Origin of the sequence: Exiguobacterium sp. 17-1, from assembly GCF_023096305.1 — a bacterium.
Taxonomy (GTDB): Bacteria; Bacillota; Bacilli; order Exiguobacteriales; family Exiguobacteriaceae; genus Exiguobacterium_A; species Exiguobacterium_A sibiricum_A.
This window is the reverse complement of record NZ_JALIGJ010000005.1, coordinates 209168-223926: the sequence shown is the minus strand read 5'-3', so window position 1 is coordinate 223926 and position 14759 is coordinate 209168. Positions and strand designations below refer to the sequence as shown.

15 protein-coding genes are annotated in these 14759 nt (G+C 44.2%); 11 read left to right on the top strand and 4 right to left on the bottom strand.

The genetic code is table 11. The features are described 5' to 3' along the window. Positions 1-100: 100 nt before the first annotated feature. The 6 genes from MUN34_RS13775 (at position 101) to MUN34_RS13750 (ending at position 5390) form a co-directional block, all read left to right on the top strand. Positions 101-1393: a S1C family serine protease gene (locus MUN34_RS13775; RefSeq protein WP_247858104.1), complete on the top strand. Its 1293-nt coding sequence runs from the start codon at positions 101-103 to the stop codon at positions 1391-1393. Between the two features lie 266 nt (positions 1394-1659). Continuing rightward, complete coding sequence (locus MUN34_RS13770) at positions 1660-1821, top strand: CxxH/CxxC protein (protein WP_012371885.1); 162 nt, start codon at positions 1660-1662, stop codon at positions 1819-1821. Positions 1822-1893: 72 nt separating this feature from the next. Further along, positions 1894-2373 carry a 23S rRNA (pseudouridine(1915)-N(3))-methyltransferase RlmH gene (gene rlmH, locus MUN34_RS13765; RefSeq protein ID WP_012371884.1) on the top strand — a complete coding sequence of 160 codons (480 nt, stop codon included), beginning with the start codon at positions 1894-1896 and terminating at the stop codon, positions 2371-2373. 156 nt (positions 2374-2529) lie between these two features. Next, positions 2530-3150: a serine/threonine protein kinase gene (locus MUN34_RS13760; RefSeq protein WP_247858103.1), complete on the top strand. Its 621-nt coding sequence runs from the start codon at positions 2530-2532 to the stop codon at positions 3148-3150. 155 nt (positions 3151-3305) lie between these two features. Next, a complete protein-coding gene (locus tag MUN34_RS13755; protein WP_247858102.1) occupies positions 3306-3950 on the top strand; it encodes an SLATT domain-containing protein in 645 nt (214 codons plus the stop codon). 6 nt (positions 3951-3956) lie between these two features. Then, a complete protein-coding gene (locus MUN34_RS13750; RefSeq protein ID WP_247858101.1) occupies positions 3957-5390 on the top strand; it encodes a reverse transcriptase domain-containing protein in 1434 nt (477 codons plus the stop codon). Positions 5391-5574: 184 nt separating this feature from the next. Here the strand turns inward: MUN34_RS13750 and MUN34_RS13745 are convergent, their stop codons facing one another. The 4 genes from MUN34_RS13745 to tnpB all read right to left on the bottom strand — a co-directional run bounded on the left by MUN34_RS13745 (position 5575) and on the right by tnpB (position 8257). After that, complete coding sequence (locus MUN34_RS13745; RefSeq protein WP_247858100.1) at positions 5575-5808, bottom strand: hypothetical protein; 234 nt, start codon at positions 5806-5808, stop codon at positions 5575-5577. 157 nt (positions 5809-5965) lie between these two features. Then, on the bottom strand, positions 5966-6208 hold the full coding sequence (locus tag MUN34_RS13740) for a hypothetical protein (RefSeq protein ID WP_247858099.1): 243 nt from the start codon (positions 6206-6208) through the stop codon (positions 5966-5968). A gap of 15 nt (positions 6209-6223) precedes the next feature. Further along, positions 6224-6856 carry an HNH endonuclease family protein gene (locus MUN34_RS13735; RefSeq protein WP_247858098.1) on the bottom strand — a complete coding sequence of 211 codons (633 nt, stop codon included), beginning with the start codon at positions 6854-6856 and terminating at the stop codon, positions 6224-6226. A 228-nt stretch (positions 6857-7084) separates the two neighbouring features. After that, positions 7085-8257, bottom strand: coding sequence for an IS200/IS605 family element RNA-guided endonuclease TnpB (tnpB, locus tag MUN34_RS13730; RefSeq protein WP_247858097.1), 1173 nt, complete (start codon positions 8255-8257; stop codon positions 7085-7087). A 623-nt stretch (positions 8258-8880) separates the two neighbouring features. On the opposite strand from tnpB, the gene MUN34_RS13725 reads away from it, so the two are divergent. The 5 genes from MUN34_RS13725 (at position 8881) to MUN34_RS13705 (ending at position 14709) form a co-directional block, all read left to right on the top strand. Beyond that, positions 8881-9057: a hypothetical protein gene (locus MUN34_RS13725; RefSeq protein WP_247858096.1), complete on the top strand. Its 177-nt coding sequence runs from the start codon at positions 8881-8883 to the stop codon at positions 9055-9057. 24 nt (positions 9058-9081) lie between these two features. Beyond that, the gene (locus MUN34_RS13720) at positions 9082-9261 is read left to right on the top strand and encodes a hypothetical protein (RefSeq protein ID WP_247858095.1); all 180 of its coding nucleotides are present in this window, start codon (positions 9082-9084) and stop codon (positions 9259-9261) included. A 125-nt stretch (positions 9262-9386) separates the two neighbouring features. Beyond that, positions 9387-10583 carry a DUF4317 domain-containing protein gene (locus MUN34_RS13715; RefSeq protein WP_026827054.1) on the top strand — a complete coding sequence of 399 codons (1197 nt, stop codon included), beginning with the start codon at positions 9387-9389 and terminating at the stop codon, positions 10581-10583. A 255-nt stretch (positions 10584-10838) separates the two neighbouring features. Beyond that, the gene (locus tag MUN34_RS13710) at positions 10839-11930 is read left to right on the top strand and encodes an alpha/beta hydrolase (protein ID WP_247858094.1); all 1092 of its coding nucleotides are present in this window, start codon (positions 10839-10841) and stop codon (positions 11928-11930) included. 4 nt (positions 11931-11934) lie between these two features. Further along, entirely contained in the window at positions 11935-14709 is a 2775-nt protein-coding gene (locus tag MUN34_RS13705) for a glycoside hydrolase family 3 protein (protein ID WP_247858093.1), read from the top strand. Positions 14710-14759: the final 50 nt, after the last annotated feature.

Here is a 14759-nt window from a genome sequence, read left to right as displayed (position 1 = left end):
GAAATTACTGAATATGCTCAAAAGACCCCCACATTTGGCTAACTCGCCACGTGATGGGGGTATACTTGTGTAAAGAGAGTTTAGAAGGAGGCGTGTGTCGATGGATCGACCAGAAGAACCACGGAACGAATCAGATCAGCCTTACGCATCGACCGATGAGACAAGCGGCTTTCCGCCGCGACGACCAAGTGAAGATGAGCCGGTCAGTCCCTATCGTGAACCATATGAAGAAGAACCGCAGGAACCAAAACGCCGCGGCGGTGGGAAGGCCTTTTTCGTCGGCCTGATCGGCGGAATCATCGGCGCCTTATTGATTGCTTTGATTGCCTGGCCGTTCGTGCGTGACGAAATGACAAGTCCGACGCCGGTCTCAAACGCGACGCCGGAACAGGCCGCGACGAAGGCGACGGAATCAGAAAATGATATCGTCGGTGCCGTCAGTCAGACGAGAGAAGCCGTCGTCAGTGTGACGAATCTGCAAAGTTCGTTCCAGGGTGCCGATCAGGAGACCGGTGCCGGATCGGGTGTCATCTATAAAAAAGACGGCAACAAAGCATACGTCGTGACGAACTATCACGTCGTTGAAGGTGCAAGCCGGCTGTCGGTCACGTTGTCCGACGGAACGGCGCTCGAAGCGAAAGTCCTTGGAGAAGATCCGACGTACGACTTAGCCGTGTTGTCGATTGATGCTTCAAAAGTGACACAAGTCGTAAAACTCGGTGATTCGGATACGTTACGTGCCGGAGAGACGGTCCTTGCAATCGGGAATCCGCTCGGGATTTTTGCAAACTCGGTGACACGCGGTGTCATCAGTGCTCAGGAACGGACGGTACCGGTTGATACGAACAAGGACGGACAGCAGGACTTCAACACCGAAGTCATTCAGACCGATGCCGCAATCAATCCTGGTAACTCAGGCGGCGCACTGATCAATACGTCCGGTCAATTGATTGGGATCAACTCGATGAAGATTGCGGAAGCAAGCGTCGAAGGGGTCGGCTTTGCGATTCCAATCAACGAAGCCTTGCCAATCATGCGTGATCTCGAACAAAACGGTGAAGTGATTCGTCCGCAACTCGGGATTCAGATCCGGGACGTTCAGGAATTCCCAAGCGGGTTCCGGGAAGATCGTCTGAAGTTACCGAGTGACGTCAACCGCGGGATTGTTGTCGTCGGTTTGACGAAAAACAGCGGAGCAGCAAAAGCGGGGATGAAAGAAAATGATGTCATCGTTGAGATCAACGGCAAGGACATCAACTCGTTTGCTGATCTAAAAAGTGTCCTGTACCGGGATGCGAAAGTCGGTGATAACGTCAAGGTGACGTTCTACCGGGGCGGCGAGAAGCAGACACTGGATGTCAAACTGTCGGCGCAAGCGGCGACGGTGCAATAACAGATTCAGATCAACTACTCGTATACGTGCGGGTAGTTTTTTTTGCGTAGAATGGACTGTTGTTCTCATCGTGATTCGCTGTCACGCGCTTTTTCCTGTAGGAGTCGCGTGCAACGGACACGATGAAGGGATTGATGGTGAGGGGGAAGCCAATCAAGAAGTAACTCCAAAGAGGAGGTGTGGATAACTTTTTTCAGTGAGGGAAGTCAATTTTTGTTATACTGGTAGCGGATAAATGTGGATAACTTAAAAGGAGGAAAAGACCTGTGGATAAATATGTCTGTTTAGAACACGTCGAGTTAGCGCTGGACGAAGTAGTCGATGAAACGGAAGAGTACCCGATTTTGGAAGAGGTACCGGCGGAGAAAAACGTCACGTGTGAGTACTGTGACCAGCCCGCGACATATCTTGTGTCAAGCAAAAAATAATTATCAACATGTGGACATGTGGATAACTCTGTGGATAACTCCTGAATTTTCTGTCAGAAAGCGAGAAAAATGATGCAAATTACCATTATCACGGTCGGAAAGTTGAAAGAGAAGTACTTGAAGCAAGGGATTGCCGAATATACGAAACGTCTTGGCGCCTATTGTTCGATTCAGGAAATCGAAGTACCGGACGAAAAAGCACCGGAACAATTAAGTGACGCCGAGATGCAGCAAGTGAAGAAAAAAGAGGGCGAACGGATTTTAGCGAAGATTGGACCGGACGTTCATGTCTACGCACTTGCTATCGAAGGAAAGCAACGAACGAGTGAACAGTTTGCGACAGAACTCGACCGACTGGCGACGTACGGCAAAAGTAAAATCGCATTTGTCATCGGCGGATCGCTTGGTCTCGCACCGGAAGTCATGCAGCGGGCGAACGATACGATTTCGTTCTCGAAGATGACATTTCCCCATCAATTGATGAAGATGATTTTGTGTGAGCAGATTTATCGGGCGTATCGGATTAATCGGAATGAGCCGTATCATAAATAAACAAAAATATTAAGTAAAAGTAGATTGTGAAAATGCATTATAAAAGCTTTTTTATGAATATTTTAACAAAAATCATGTAAATATTTTCTTTTTATTGAAATTGAATTACTATATATGTGTATACTAATTTAATTTATATAAAAAGGAGTTTTTTTAATGCATGAGTTTCGTACTGCACAGCTACCGCTTTGGGATGAATTATTAAGTGAACTTTTTGAAACTATTCCGGAGAGATGTGAGTGGGTTAACAAAGAAGATATAATAAAAGTACTGAATATTGTAGGTAGACATAAAGCTGAAAATCATACTTTTTTACCAACAGGTGGAGGTTTAGATTTACACGCAGCACAGCAATCAAATGAAGGCGACAAAATTGAAATTAATCTCAATTCGTCACTCCATGTTTTAAAGCCTACAAAATTAATTTTCCAATCATTTTCGGGAGTTGATTCTGAATGGTATTATTTCCGATTAGAAACGGAAGAAATTGAACCAAGTGGTATTTATGAAAATTATTCTCTAGATTATGAAGAACTAGTAGAATTAACTCCTGAAACGTATGTTTCGCGTGTACATTGGGACCATAATGAATTTAATGGTGCACCATTGGATAGAGATGCTAGACTCATCACAAGAGTATTTAAAGGAGATTTTGTTATCTTTTCAAAAGCTTCTCTTTATAATCAAAGTACTTCGACTTATGATGCTAGACATAATAGTTATAATGATGAAGAGTTTAAAAGCTACATTAAACGAAACGTGCATCACCTTAAATAAACTAAGATAAATTTTAAGTCGAACAGACTTGAACTATGATTTCATATGAACATAATACTAATAAACAAAAAGTCTTTACTTTATTATTAAAAAGTAAAGACTTTTTGTTTGAATAAACTATATTTTTAAAACATTTATTGAAAGGAAAATCAAATATGAGTTCGGAATATGAAGAAATAAATATTTTAACAGAAATCGAAAAGAAAATTAACACTCTTAATAAGACAAGAAATACTAGAATTAGAATGAGTTTACGATTAAAAGACTACAGTGAAAAATGGAAGTTAATATTATTTATACTAAACATTGAAGCAGTTATTTTTGTTTTACTATCCCTTGGAGGCGAAGGGATTAATCCTATGTTTAAAGAAGCAGTCTTTAGTATTATAGCCGGTATTTTTTCAATTTATGTAATTTTAATCCAATACTATATTAATGAACTTAATTACAACGAGAGAGCCTTGAAAGTACATTATCATCAACTAGATATAGAAGATTTAATTCTGAGATTAAAGAGTTTAATAATAAAAAAAAATAGTGAAGAGAATCGATTAAAGGAAAAAGAGTATATAGATGAATTTAATATAATAATGTTTGAGTATCAGGTAGTAATAAAAAATAATGAAAATCATCATCCTATAGATTATGAGAAAAGTATGATTAAAAAAGAATCAGATGAGGATAGCAAACAAAAAAAAATTAAGGATTTTACAGTAGATAATATTGTACTAAATTTTAATATTGTTTTGATAATTTTAATTCCGTTATTAACAACAATAATGTTTATAACTTTGAGGTGAAGAAAAATGGTAAGTGAACAACAAATAAAAGAGTTGACTTATAGCTATGTATTTGCAATATCTGATCAAAAATATAATCCTCAAATGATTGCAAATATGAATTTATTTAAGAAACTTGGAAAAGATAAAATAATAGAAATTTTATCTTTTCCAATAGAAAAATTTTGCAACAAATACGATCCACACAAAGTAAGAGATTTTGTTTATAAAAACGACTATTTTACTCCAAGAAATGTATTTCTAATTAATCCTATTTACTATATTTATTATACATATTTAGTTTTTAAAATTATTTATAAAGATTTAGGAAAAAGCGGAGAAATTAATTTTTCAGATGGTAATATGAAAGTATTTTATTCTGGCTTATTAGATATAAGATTCAGTCAACCAGACATAATAAAGAAAGGGAAATACAAAAATAGCTATAAATTATTTCAAAAAGAAAGAGAGAAATATTTAGGAAAGTCAGTATTAACAGTTGATGTACAAGATTTTTTTAATTCGATCAGTATTTCTAACTTAACTAAAAAGCTAAAAAGTATTATAGGGCAAAAAAAGATAGTTGAAGACTTAGAATATTTTTTTAAATATTGTGACTTAGAAAGCCTGCCCCAATTTCATAGTTCTATCGCTTCATCAATTCTATCGCAAATTTATTTAACTAATTTTGATGCTAAGGTTAAAGAATTACTAGTTAGAGAGAAACTTCAATTAATACGTTATGTTGATGATATGTATATCATTCATGACGGTAAGAATATAGATAGAAAAAAAAATAATAGTATATTAAATGAACTAAGTTATTATTTATGGAAAGATAAATTAGTATTAAATACATCTAAAACAAAAATGTTAAGCCCTGATGAGTATAAACATATTACTGAATTAAAAGAGACTAACTACGAAGATTCTATTAAGTTTTCAAGTGAAAAATTAATAGAAGATAAAGCATTAGATGTTATAGAATCTGGAACTTTAAATATTTTGATTGATGAATTATGTGAAATAGAAAAAAATGATGGTATAGATTTGGAGAAGTATAAGCTTCTTTCTAATAAATATCTGTCAATAGAAAATGACAATGTAAGCAAAGTAATAAAAAATATTATTTATTCTAAAAAATGGATAAATTTAGATGTTGAAAGTCTTAAAAAAATTATTTTAAATTGGGAGTATATTTTGTTCAACCCCTCCGAATTTACAGTTTTATATATTTTGGTGTATAAATACTTAGAAGAAAACAAATTAATTATAGATGAAAGATCGAAGATGAAACAAATACTTAATTATTTGTTTAAAAATGATGTTTTTACATTGCGAGATACATTAGTTGCAGTCTCTTATTTATTTCAAAATAAAATAATGCATCAAGACTTACTGAAAAAAATTTCTTTAGTAAATCCCGATTATATTAAATATCTTGAGACCTTTGTAAAATAATAAAATCAAATAGATTACGGCATATTCACCGTGCAAAATCTTAAATAGCATATCTTAGGTGCCAGTAGACTTTTTGATTGATGAATCTGATCTCGTGATAGTGTCGTCCAGATTGTCTTATTAGCTAAAGAAGACAACAACCGACCGATTGATCAGCTCGAATCAACATCAGTAGGTCTTTTTCTTATAAACGCGATGGGTTGACGTGAGCGAGGATTGGGTCGACAGACTTGGTAATAAATCCGCCGATAGTATTGTGTAAATGCTGCTTATTTATGAATTGTGGCATTATAGTTATCCCGCAACCAAACAGCATGATGATGCCCGTAACGAATAACGCAGGCACGTAGCCCTCTAATGCCATGTAGAGACCTGAACCACTTAAGATACCGCCGGTTGGAATCAAAACGTTTCGCATGAGCTATGCCTCCCTAAAAGGATAATGACTTTGTTTTCACTATACCGGATAAATAGTCAGATAAGTGCATACGATTTAGTAAATAATGACAATCTAATTTTAAATACTCGACAATAAAACAGACGCTACCCAGTGATAGGACAGCGTCTGTTTTTCATTATGTTCGTTCCAGTACATTGACGAGCATCCGGTGCACGACTTCGTGATCTCGGACATCATGCAGCTGATAATCCTTGCCGGGTAATGTGTAAACATCGGTTGAGCCGACATAGGAGATGGCGAGTTCGAGTTTACCATCTTCCTGACAGGTCGTCCGTAATTCCAGTTCGCCGCTGATGACGCCGACTTCATTCGTCATCACACCGTGCGTGGCCGTAAACGTAGAGGTTTTCGTTTCCATCGAATCGACTCCTTCTTAGTAGGTACAGGTGTTCAGCATCGTTTGCAGTGCTGTTTTTTCAGAGGATTGGAGACTTAAGCCCCAACGGCTTTTCGTGTTGATCCACATCTTTGAGTACGCACAGCTTGCGCCGGCACGGGTTGGTTTCCATGTCGATGGATCCTGGTCACCTTTTGAACGGTTCGAGCTTGCGGAGACGGCAATCAATTGCGGACCGTTGAGGTCGTTTGCGAATGCCTGACGTGTCGTTGTCGTCCAGCTGCTTGCACCGGAACGCCATGCTTCCGCGAGTGGCACCACATGATCGATGTCGAGATCGGACGGGTTCGTGAACGTCAGTCCATCATAATAACTGTACCATGAGCCGGATGTGACCGGACAGCTGCCGACGTATGAATCCGCATCGCGTTTCAAGACGACTTGGCGCGTGTCACAACCGTTTCCCTGGCTGATCCAGTGCGGGAACAGATCACGGGAGTAACCGGTCATCGTACTTTCGGCTTTGACCGTTAAGGCATTGAGTTCGGATTGTGCCGTCGCTTTTGACGGGATGCCGGACGGGAGTGCGGAAACGGGTGAGAGGTCGAACTGAAACGCAGTGAGAAACAAAACAAACGATACGGCGAGTAGCTTGAGTTTCTGGAACATGAACTGCCTCCTCTTATGTAAGTGTGATGAGAGAATCCTCTCAACTCACTCAGTATGCCATCGAATATTTTGGATAGGGTTAAAATCATATAAACATTACAAAAGTTGAATACTTTTTACCAAAAATATTTTTTTGGAATTAAGCCTAAAGTATTGAACTACCTCCACCTACGCTTTGCTTAGAGGTGGAGGATTCCTGAGTGATCCGACCTATCGGTCGAAACCTGATCAGGCTAGCCCCGTCGTCCCGACGGTTGAAGAAGCTAAGATACGTTCGGCTTCTTGTTTGAGATTCAGTCCTGCGTTCACATCCCGATCATGGTGGATGCCACAAATAGGGCATGTCCATTCCCGTAAACCAAGATGTTTCACGTCTTTATGTTGATGGCCGCAACTGGAGCACAGTTGACTCGAAGCAAAGGTCTTGCCGACTTTCACGACGATTTTCCCATACCAGCCCGCCTTGTATTCCAACATGCGGAAGAACGCCGACCAACTGACGTCCGAGATGGACTTGCTCCACTTGCGGTTCTTCTGCATGTTCTTCACCTGCAAGGTCTCGATACCGATGACGTCGTGGTTTTGGACGATCTCGGTGGACACCTTGTGAAGGAAGTCGGTTCGCTTTTTAGCGATTTTCTCGTGCATGCGGGCGACCTTCCGTTTCTGCTTCTGATAGTTCTTTGACTCGGAAAGTTTCACTTTCCTGTTCAAAGCGATGCGTTGACGACGAGATAACTTACGTTGCTCGCGCGCCAGCTTTTTCTCGAGCGAACGGAAGTAGCGGTCGTTCTTGTACATCGTGCCGTCCGACAGGATGGCAAAGTTCTTCAACCCGACATCGACGCCGACGGATGAACCAGTCTTCGGCAGTTCGTGGATCTCCTGCTCGACGAGCAGGGAGACGAAGTATTTTCCTGAAGCGTTACGCCGGATCGTGGCGTTCAAGATGCGCCCTACGACCTCCCTCGAGTTGGCAAAACGCACCCACTTCAACTTCGGGAGTTTTAACTTATTGCCGACGATTGAGACCTCGGGAAGCTGGTTCTTCTTTTCGATATTGGTCTTGTAGGATTGGACGGGATGGCGCTTCGATTTGAATCGAGGCCGTTCGTTCTGCTTGTTGAAGAAGCGGTCATACGCATCGGTCAGGTGTTTAACGCTCGATTGAAGCGAATGGCTGTCGACTTCTTTCAGCCAGTCGAACTCTTGCTTCAGCATCGGGATTTCTTTCGAACAAGAGCCGTAAGACAGTCCTTTGCCTGTCGCTTTATACGTCTCATCCCACTTCGATAAGAAGTAGTTGAAGACGAAGCGCGAGCAACCAATGGTCTTCACAATCAGGATTTCCTGCTCTTTTGTCGGGTAGATTCTGAACTTGTAGGCCTTATGCTTCAACATGATTTTCACCTCCTTGAAAGGTTTATACCCGAAAGGGAGGGGGGGCGATTCACCTCCCACTTTCACTTCGTTTAGAAGTGGGAGTATTCTCGCCTAATTTTGATAAAAAAATTAAAATCAATATCAGATAAAACCTAGAGTGCATGCATTAAAATTGCGGAGACTCTTAACATGAAAAAAGCACCCGCTACTGGGATGCTTTGATTACAGACTTTTATCGTGTGCTGATCGTTTTTTGAAAAAATGGACGACTAAAAAAACTAGAATAATGTTTGATAAAAAACCAAACGAATCAAAGAAAGCATCTAAGAGCGGCATTTTTTCCAGTGAAATTCGTATAAAAAACAAAGCAATCGAGCTTACGAACACTACCAGAAGGATGGTCAGAAGAGAACGATTGGTAAAAATCAAGCCGAGAACCAGGAAGACTGACACGAGACCGATGATTTGAGTCACCATGAGACACCTGCTTTCTTTTACATGATCTGTATGTATGATTTTTTCCTTAGTTGAACTTTTCTTAAACAAATTTCCATCAAACCTGTGTCATTTAAGAAGGACAATGGGGAAATCTGGAACTTTACATAAGAGAAGACGTATGAATGAAGGAAGGGGCTGAGGGAATGAAAAAAGGATTACATATGTCCATTACACTTGTTTTCGTCCAACGTCATCTCAATACGATTCAGATTGAATCCATTGTCGAGCAAGCAGACGAACGAGGCTTTGGCCATGAATTGGTGATTCATGAACCAATCACGAACTCCTACAGTTTTAGAGCATTCGAAAAAAATAAATAGTATCACATCTAAAGGAGAAGTCCATTGAAAGCCATCAGTCAATTTTTATTGTTTTATGCCGTCACGGTGATGATTATTTATGTCGTCTCAATTTTTCTGCCGGTCGCGCTGAATTTCATCGTCTACTTTTCCATCGCGTTGCTGATTGTTCTTGTCGGTTATCTGATTCGACATTATTTATTCAGTTCACGGTCGAAGAATTGAACTCTGTCAGCGAATCTGATTCAAATCTTGTATAGTAAAGGGGTACCTCTGTTCGATTTGGACAGGAGGCACTCCTTTTTTAGGAGCCACGAGGAATTCAAACGCCAAGGAGCTGAGACCGTACCATGAACAAACAAGACATCAGTGATATCCGTCGCCATTTTAAGGTCGACTCGGAACTACTTAAAATCAACGAAATTTATAATGTATATATCCGCAAAGAAACGAGTGAAATCTTCTATGAGGAAAGCCGACCATTCGCCTTTCTTGAACTTGAGCAACAGGAATTGTTCCTCGCGAACTTCAAGAAAGTCCTGACCGGGAAACTCGACATCAAGCTGTTTGAGGTCAAGTTCCAGCAGCCGGAAGAAGGCGCGACCGGACATACGCAACAACTGTTGTACGAAGGCCTGTACACGGAAGAGACGGAAGACTGGACGGAACAGATGCAACAGATTGCGCTGAAGATGGTCCAAGACGTGCAGTACGAAAACGATATCGTCGTCACGTTCATCCGGGGACAGTATTACAAGACGACGAAACGTCAGGCGGACGAGACGGAAGTGGATAAGAACGATGAAGTCTATACGACACCGTTTATTCTCAGCAGTCTCAACCAGACGGAACTGCCGAAACAGTCGCTTGTCTTTGACTATGTCGATCTCGAGTTCAAGTCGAACCTGCTGATCAATCCGGTCATCAAACTGGCGTCACCAATTGGCGGCTTTTTATTCCCGTGCTTCACGGATAATGCGGCGGACGTCAACCGTGTCCTTTACACAGCAAGCAAACCGAACAAACCGGACCTGCTGTTCATTGAAAACGTCCTGAACGGTGATCAAATCGTGACGGCGGAAGAAGACAAAGCGGTATTTGAAGAGATCGTCAAACTGGTCATCGGCGAATCAGTCGATTCAAAAACACTCGCGGGTGTCTATGAAGAAGTCAATCACCTGCTCGTCGTTGAGGACGAAAAAGAAGACGAGCCGGAAGATATTCCGATGCTGGACGTCAAAGAAGTCGAACGGGTCTTAAAAGCGAGCGGCATCGAAGACGTCAGTACGGAACAGGTCGAACGGGCCTTCAAGACAGTCATCGATGATACGACATACGAAATGAAGGCGAGTAACATCGTCCCGAACTACGAAGCGAAATCGATTAAAATCAATACGAAAGTCGCGAATATCTCCGTCAGTGCCCAAGACTTGAAGTACATTAAGCAGGTCAATTACAACGGCAAACAATGTTTGTTGATTGAAGTCGAGGAAGACACGGTCATTGACGGGTTCACGCTCGTTTCAGAAGAAAATATCTTAAGCTAATTCAAAAAAGCCACTCGTTTCACGTCATTCCGACAAGGAAAACACGTGAAAGACAAGTGGCTTTTTTTGAATCATCCAGAATGATTGATTAATCGGATAAAGATGCGTATGATTGGTTTTGTAAGCGGTCTCTTTTAAAAACAAAGGACACCCAAAATTTTTTTAACGATTTACGAAAGCGGTTTCGATACTTATTTTTACAAATGAATGATCTCTTATAAGTGCGTAAAAAATTCGGTTAAAGGAGGCAGATTCATGGGACAGGATTATCAGCAATTGGTCGATCGGTTAGCGGAAAAAACGACTGGTGAACTGCAAGATGGCGTTGAAGTCGTCATCAAACCGGTGCCAGACCGGACGGAAAGCGGCGTACTTGATCCGCGCGTTTTGGAAGTCATGATGCAGCAGCAAGACAGTTCGCCGGCAGCACCGTTTTCACTCGAAGCGGCGCGAGCCGGGATGGGTTGGATCAATACTGATCTGACGACGACACCGATTATGACAGAAGCGATTGAAATTCCGAGTGCCGAGCAACCGATTTCGGCACGGATTTACCGTCCACGATCGACGGAACTGTTACCGGCGGTTGTCTATTTCCACGGCGGCGGCTTTTTCGGCGGAACGCTTGAACCGGTTGAACATCCTTGCCGGTTGTTGGCGGAACAAGCGAATGTCGTCGTGATTTCGATCGATTACCGACTCGCACCGGAACATCCATTTCCAGCCGGTCTGAACGACTGTTTTACGGCCGTCAAATGGGTTTATGAACAGGCGGAAGAGCTCGGAATCAACCGCGCGCAGCTCGCTGTAGCCGGTGACAGTGCCGGCGGGAACTTAGCGACGGTCTGTGCCCTGCTTGACCGCGAACAACAGACTGAGATGATCCAGTACCAAATCCTGCTCTATCCGGTCGTCAATCTCGCGGCTTTGTCGACGGATGATTTCAAATGGCGTCTTGACGCATACGAGATGAATGAAAACCGGAAACTCCTTGAAGGAATCGTCACAGCCCTTGAAGACACGGATGGACTGTTAAATCGGTTGTACCTGCAAGGGACGACGGACGTCCAGGATCCACATGTCTCTCCGCTCTTCAGCGACAAGCTGGCAGGACTACCGGACGCATTGATCATCACGGCAGAATACGATTACCTCCGTCTTGAAGGGGAAGCGTACGGACGAAAACTCGCGCGGGCCGGTGTCAAAACAAAACGCATTCAATACAACGGGATGGACCACGCCTTTATCGAAAAGCTCGGACAGTATCCGCAAGCGGAAGACTGCATCACGGAAATCGCAAACGGTCTGAAGAAACGGTTTGCGACTACACAACCAACAGGAGGATGAATCGATGACGACATATACATTAGATTGGAACGCCTATACGGCACTGGCGAGGCAGACGGTCGCAGAAGGCGCGGTCCTGCTGAAGAATGACAAGCAGACGTTACCACTGCCAGCAGGAACAACAGTCTCGGTGTTCGGACGCAATCAGTTCAATTATTATAAAAGCGGAACAGGATCGGGTGGGATGGTCAACGTCACGCACGTGACAAGTCCGCTCGAAGCGTTGCAAGACCATCCGGATGTGACGGTAAACCAGTCGTTGCTCGACGTCTATGAAGTCTGGCTGAAAGATCATCCGTTTGATAAAGGTGAAGGCTGGGCGGCGGAACCCTGGTCGCAGGAAGAAATGCCGGTTACGGATGAAGTCGTTGCAGACGCAGCGTCGCAATCGGACGTTGCCATCATCATGATCGGCCGTACGGCCGGTGAAGACCGCGATAATACAGCGGATCCCGGCAGTTACCTGCTGACGGACGTCGAATTGACACTGATCGAAAAAGTCGCGGGAGCGTTTTCGAAGACCGTCGTCTTATTAAACGTCGGTAATGTCATTGACATGCAGTGGGCGCTTGATTTCAATCCGAGTGCGATCCTGTACGGATGGCAAGGCGGGATGGAAGGCGGAAACGCGTTGGTCGATCTCTTGACGGGCGCCGTTACCCCATCCGGAAAACTGCCGGATACGATTGTCCGTTCCCTCGATGCGTACCCGTCAACACCGTACTTCGGTCATGAGGACCGGGCGATCTACAAGGAAGACATCTATGTCGGATACCGTTACTTCGAGACGTTTGCAAAAGACGATGTTCTTTATCCGTTCGGATTCGGCTTATCGTATACGACATTTGAGGTCGTCACCGACACTGTTGAGATGACGGAGCAACAGGTCACGTTAACCGTCAACGTCACGAATATAGGGACACACAGCGGGAAAGAAGTCGTCCAGGTGTATCTTGAAAAACCGCAGGGACAACTCGGCAATCCGGCACGCGGACTGGTGACGTTTGCGAAAACGCAACAGCTTGAACCGGGCCAACAGGAGACGTTGACACTGACCGTTCCGCTGACGGAATATGCAAGTTACGATGATGCCGGCGTGACAGGGCACAAATCGTCTTACGTCATCGAAGCGGGTGCTTATCATCTGTACGCCGGCACAGACGTCCGGACGGCGGCGCACGTGGCGACACAAACAATCGAAGCGTTGCGTGTCGTTGAGATATTAAGTGAAAACATGGCACCGGTCACGGCATTCGACCGGCTGAAGCCGCAACAGACAGAGACCGGATATGACGTGACATATGAAGCGACACCATTGCGGACGATTGATCCGGAAGCCCGCCGTTTAGCCGAACGACCGGCAGCGCGAACGTATTCGGACGACCAGGGACTGACCCTGAAGGATGTGTACGAAGAGAAGACGTCACTCGATATGTTCCTTGATCAGTTGACGGATGAGGATCTGGCGGCAATCGTCCGTGGCGAAGGAATGAACTCCCCGCGTGTCACTCCGGGAACGGCGGCGGCATTCGGTGGTGTCACCGACCGGCTGACAGCGTTCGGGATTCCGGCAGCCTGCTGTGCCGACGGTCCGTCCGGCATCCGGATGGATATCGGAACAAAAGCCTTTTCCCTGCCGAACGGAACGCTCGTCGCCTCGACATTCAACGTTGATTTAGTTGCGGACTTGTTTGAGATGACAGGACTTGAACTCCGGAAAAACGGCATCGACACGTTGCTTGGACCGGGCATGAACATCCACCGGCATCCGCTCAACGGCCGGAACTTCGAGTACTTCTCGGAAGATCCGCACCTGACGGGGATGATGGCTGTCGCCCAGCTCGACGGGATGCACCGGGTCGGCGTGACCGGAACGCTGAAACATTTAAGTGCCAACAATCAGGAATTCCATCGTCATGATCTCGATTCGATTGTCTCAGAACGGGCGTTACGGGAGATTTATCTGAAAGGATTTGAGCATGCCGTCAAACGGGGACAGGCCTATGCGATCATGACGACATACGGTGCCGTCAATGGTCTGTGGACCGCCGGCTTGTATGATCAGAACACCCGGATTCTCCGCGACGAGTGGGGCTTTGACGGTGTCGTCATGACCGACTGGTGGGCGAAAATCAATACGGAAGAAACGGAAGCCAACCGGCAACAGACGGCGACGATGGTCTGTTCGCAAAACGATCTCTACATGGTCGTCGGAGAACCGGGTGCGAACCCGTTTGAGGATGATACGCTGTCGTCGCTTGCAGACGGGACGTTGACACGGGCGGAATTGTTACGGAGTGCGGCGAATATCTGTCAGTTCATTCTGCGGTCACCGGTCATGGAGCGGACGCTTGGTCAAGAAGTAACAGTCGACGTCACCGGATTACCGGAAGAAACGGATGATCTGAACGAACAGGCCGTAACACATCAGCAACTTCAGAGCGGTGTTCCGATCGTCTTCGACGAACTCGATACGTCGACCGGAAGCAGTCATGTCTTCGCCGTGACGTCAGAAGAAACCGGCATGTACCACGTCACGTTCGAAGCCCGGTCGTATGCCGGGGAACTGGCACAGATGCCGGTGACGTTGTTTGCGAACAACATGCCGGTCGCAACGTTTACGTTTAACGGAACGGACGGCGAATGGGTGACGCAGACAAAAGATGTCTTTGTCTTTAATCCACACAACTACTTCAAGCTGTATTTTGCACTTGGAGGGCTCGAACTCAAAAACATCACCTTTACGTTAACGGAATCGTTTCATATGAAAAACGGGTAAACTAAACACCAGGCAGTCAGTTGCTGCCTGGTGTTTAACGCGTTTAAAAG

Bases quoted from the DNA above. Each gene is read 5' to 3' on its own strand.
- MUN34_RS13775 (WP_247858104.1), top strand. From the start codon at position 101: ATGGATCGACCAGAAGAACCACGGAACGAATCAGATCAGCCTTACGCA.
- rlmH (WP_012371884.1), top strand. From the start codon at position 1,894: ATGCAAATTACCATTATCACGGTCGGAAAGTTGAAAGAGAAGTACTTG.
- MUN34_RS13760 (WP_247858103.1), top strand. From the start codon at position 2,530: ATGCATGAGTTTCGTACTGCACAGCTACCGCTTTGGGATGAATTATTA.
- MUN34_RS13755 (WP_247858102.1), top strand. From the start codon at position 3,306: ATGAGTTCGGAATATGAAGAAATAAATATTTTAACAGAAATCGAAAAG.
- MUN34_RS13750 (WP_247858101.1), top strand. From the start codon at position 3,957: ATGGTAAGTGAACAACAAATAAAAGAGTTGACTTATAGCTATGTATTT.
- MUN34_RS13745 (WP_247858100.1), bottom strand. From the start codon at position 5,808: ATGCGAAACGTTTTGATTCCAACCGGCGGTATCTTAAGTGGTTCAGGT.
- MUN34_RS13740 (WP_247858099.1), bottom strand. From the start codon at position 6,208: ATGGAAACGAAAACCTCTACGTTTACGGCCACGCACGGTGTGATGACG.
- MUN34_RS13735 (WP_247858098.1), bottom strand. From the start codon at position 6,856: ATGTTCCAGAAACTCAAGCTACTCGCCGTATCGTTTGTTTTGTTTCTC.
- tnpB (WP_247858097.1), bottom strand. From the start codon at position 8,257: ATGTTGAAGCATAAGGCCTACAAGTTCAGAATCTACCCGACAAAAGAG.
- MUN34_RS13725 (WP_247858096.1), top strand. From the start codon at position 8,881: ATGAAAAAAGGATTACATATGTCCATTACACTTGTTTTCGTCCAACGT.
- MUN34_RS13715 (WP_026827054.1), top strand. From the start codon at position 9,387: ATGAACAAACAAGACATCAGTGATATCCGTCGCCATTTTAAGGTCGAC.
- MUN34_RS13710 (WP_247858094.1), top strand. From the start codon at position 10,839: ATGGGACAGGATTATCAGCAATTGGTCGATCGGTTAGCGGAAAAAACG.
- MUN34_RS13705 (WP_247858093.1), top strand. From the start codon at position 11,935: ATGACGACATATACATTAGATTGGAACGCCTATACGGCACTGGCGAGG.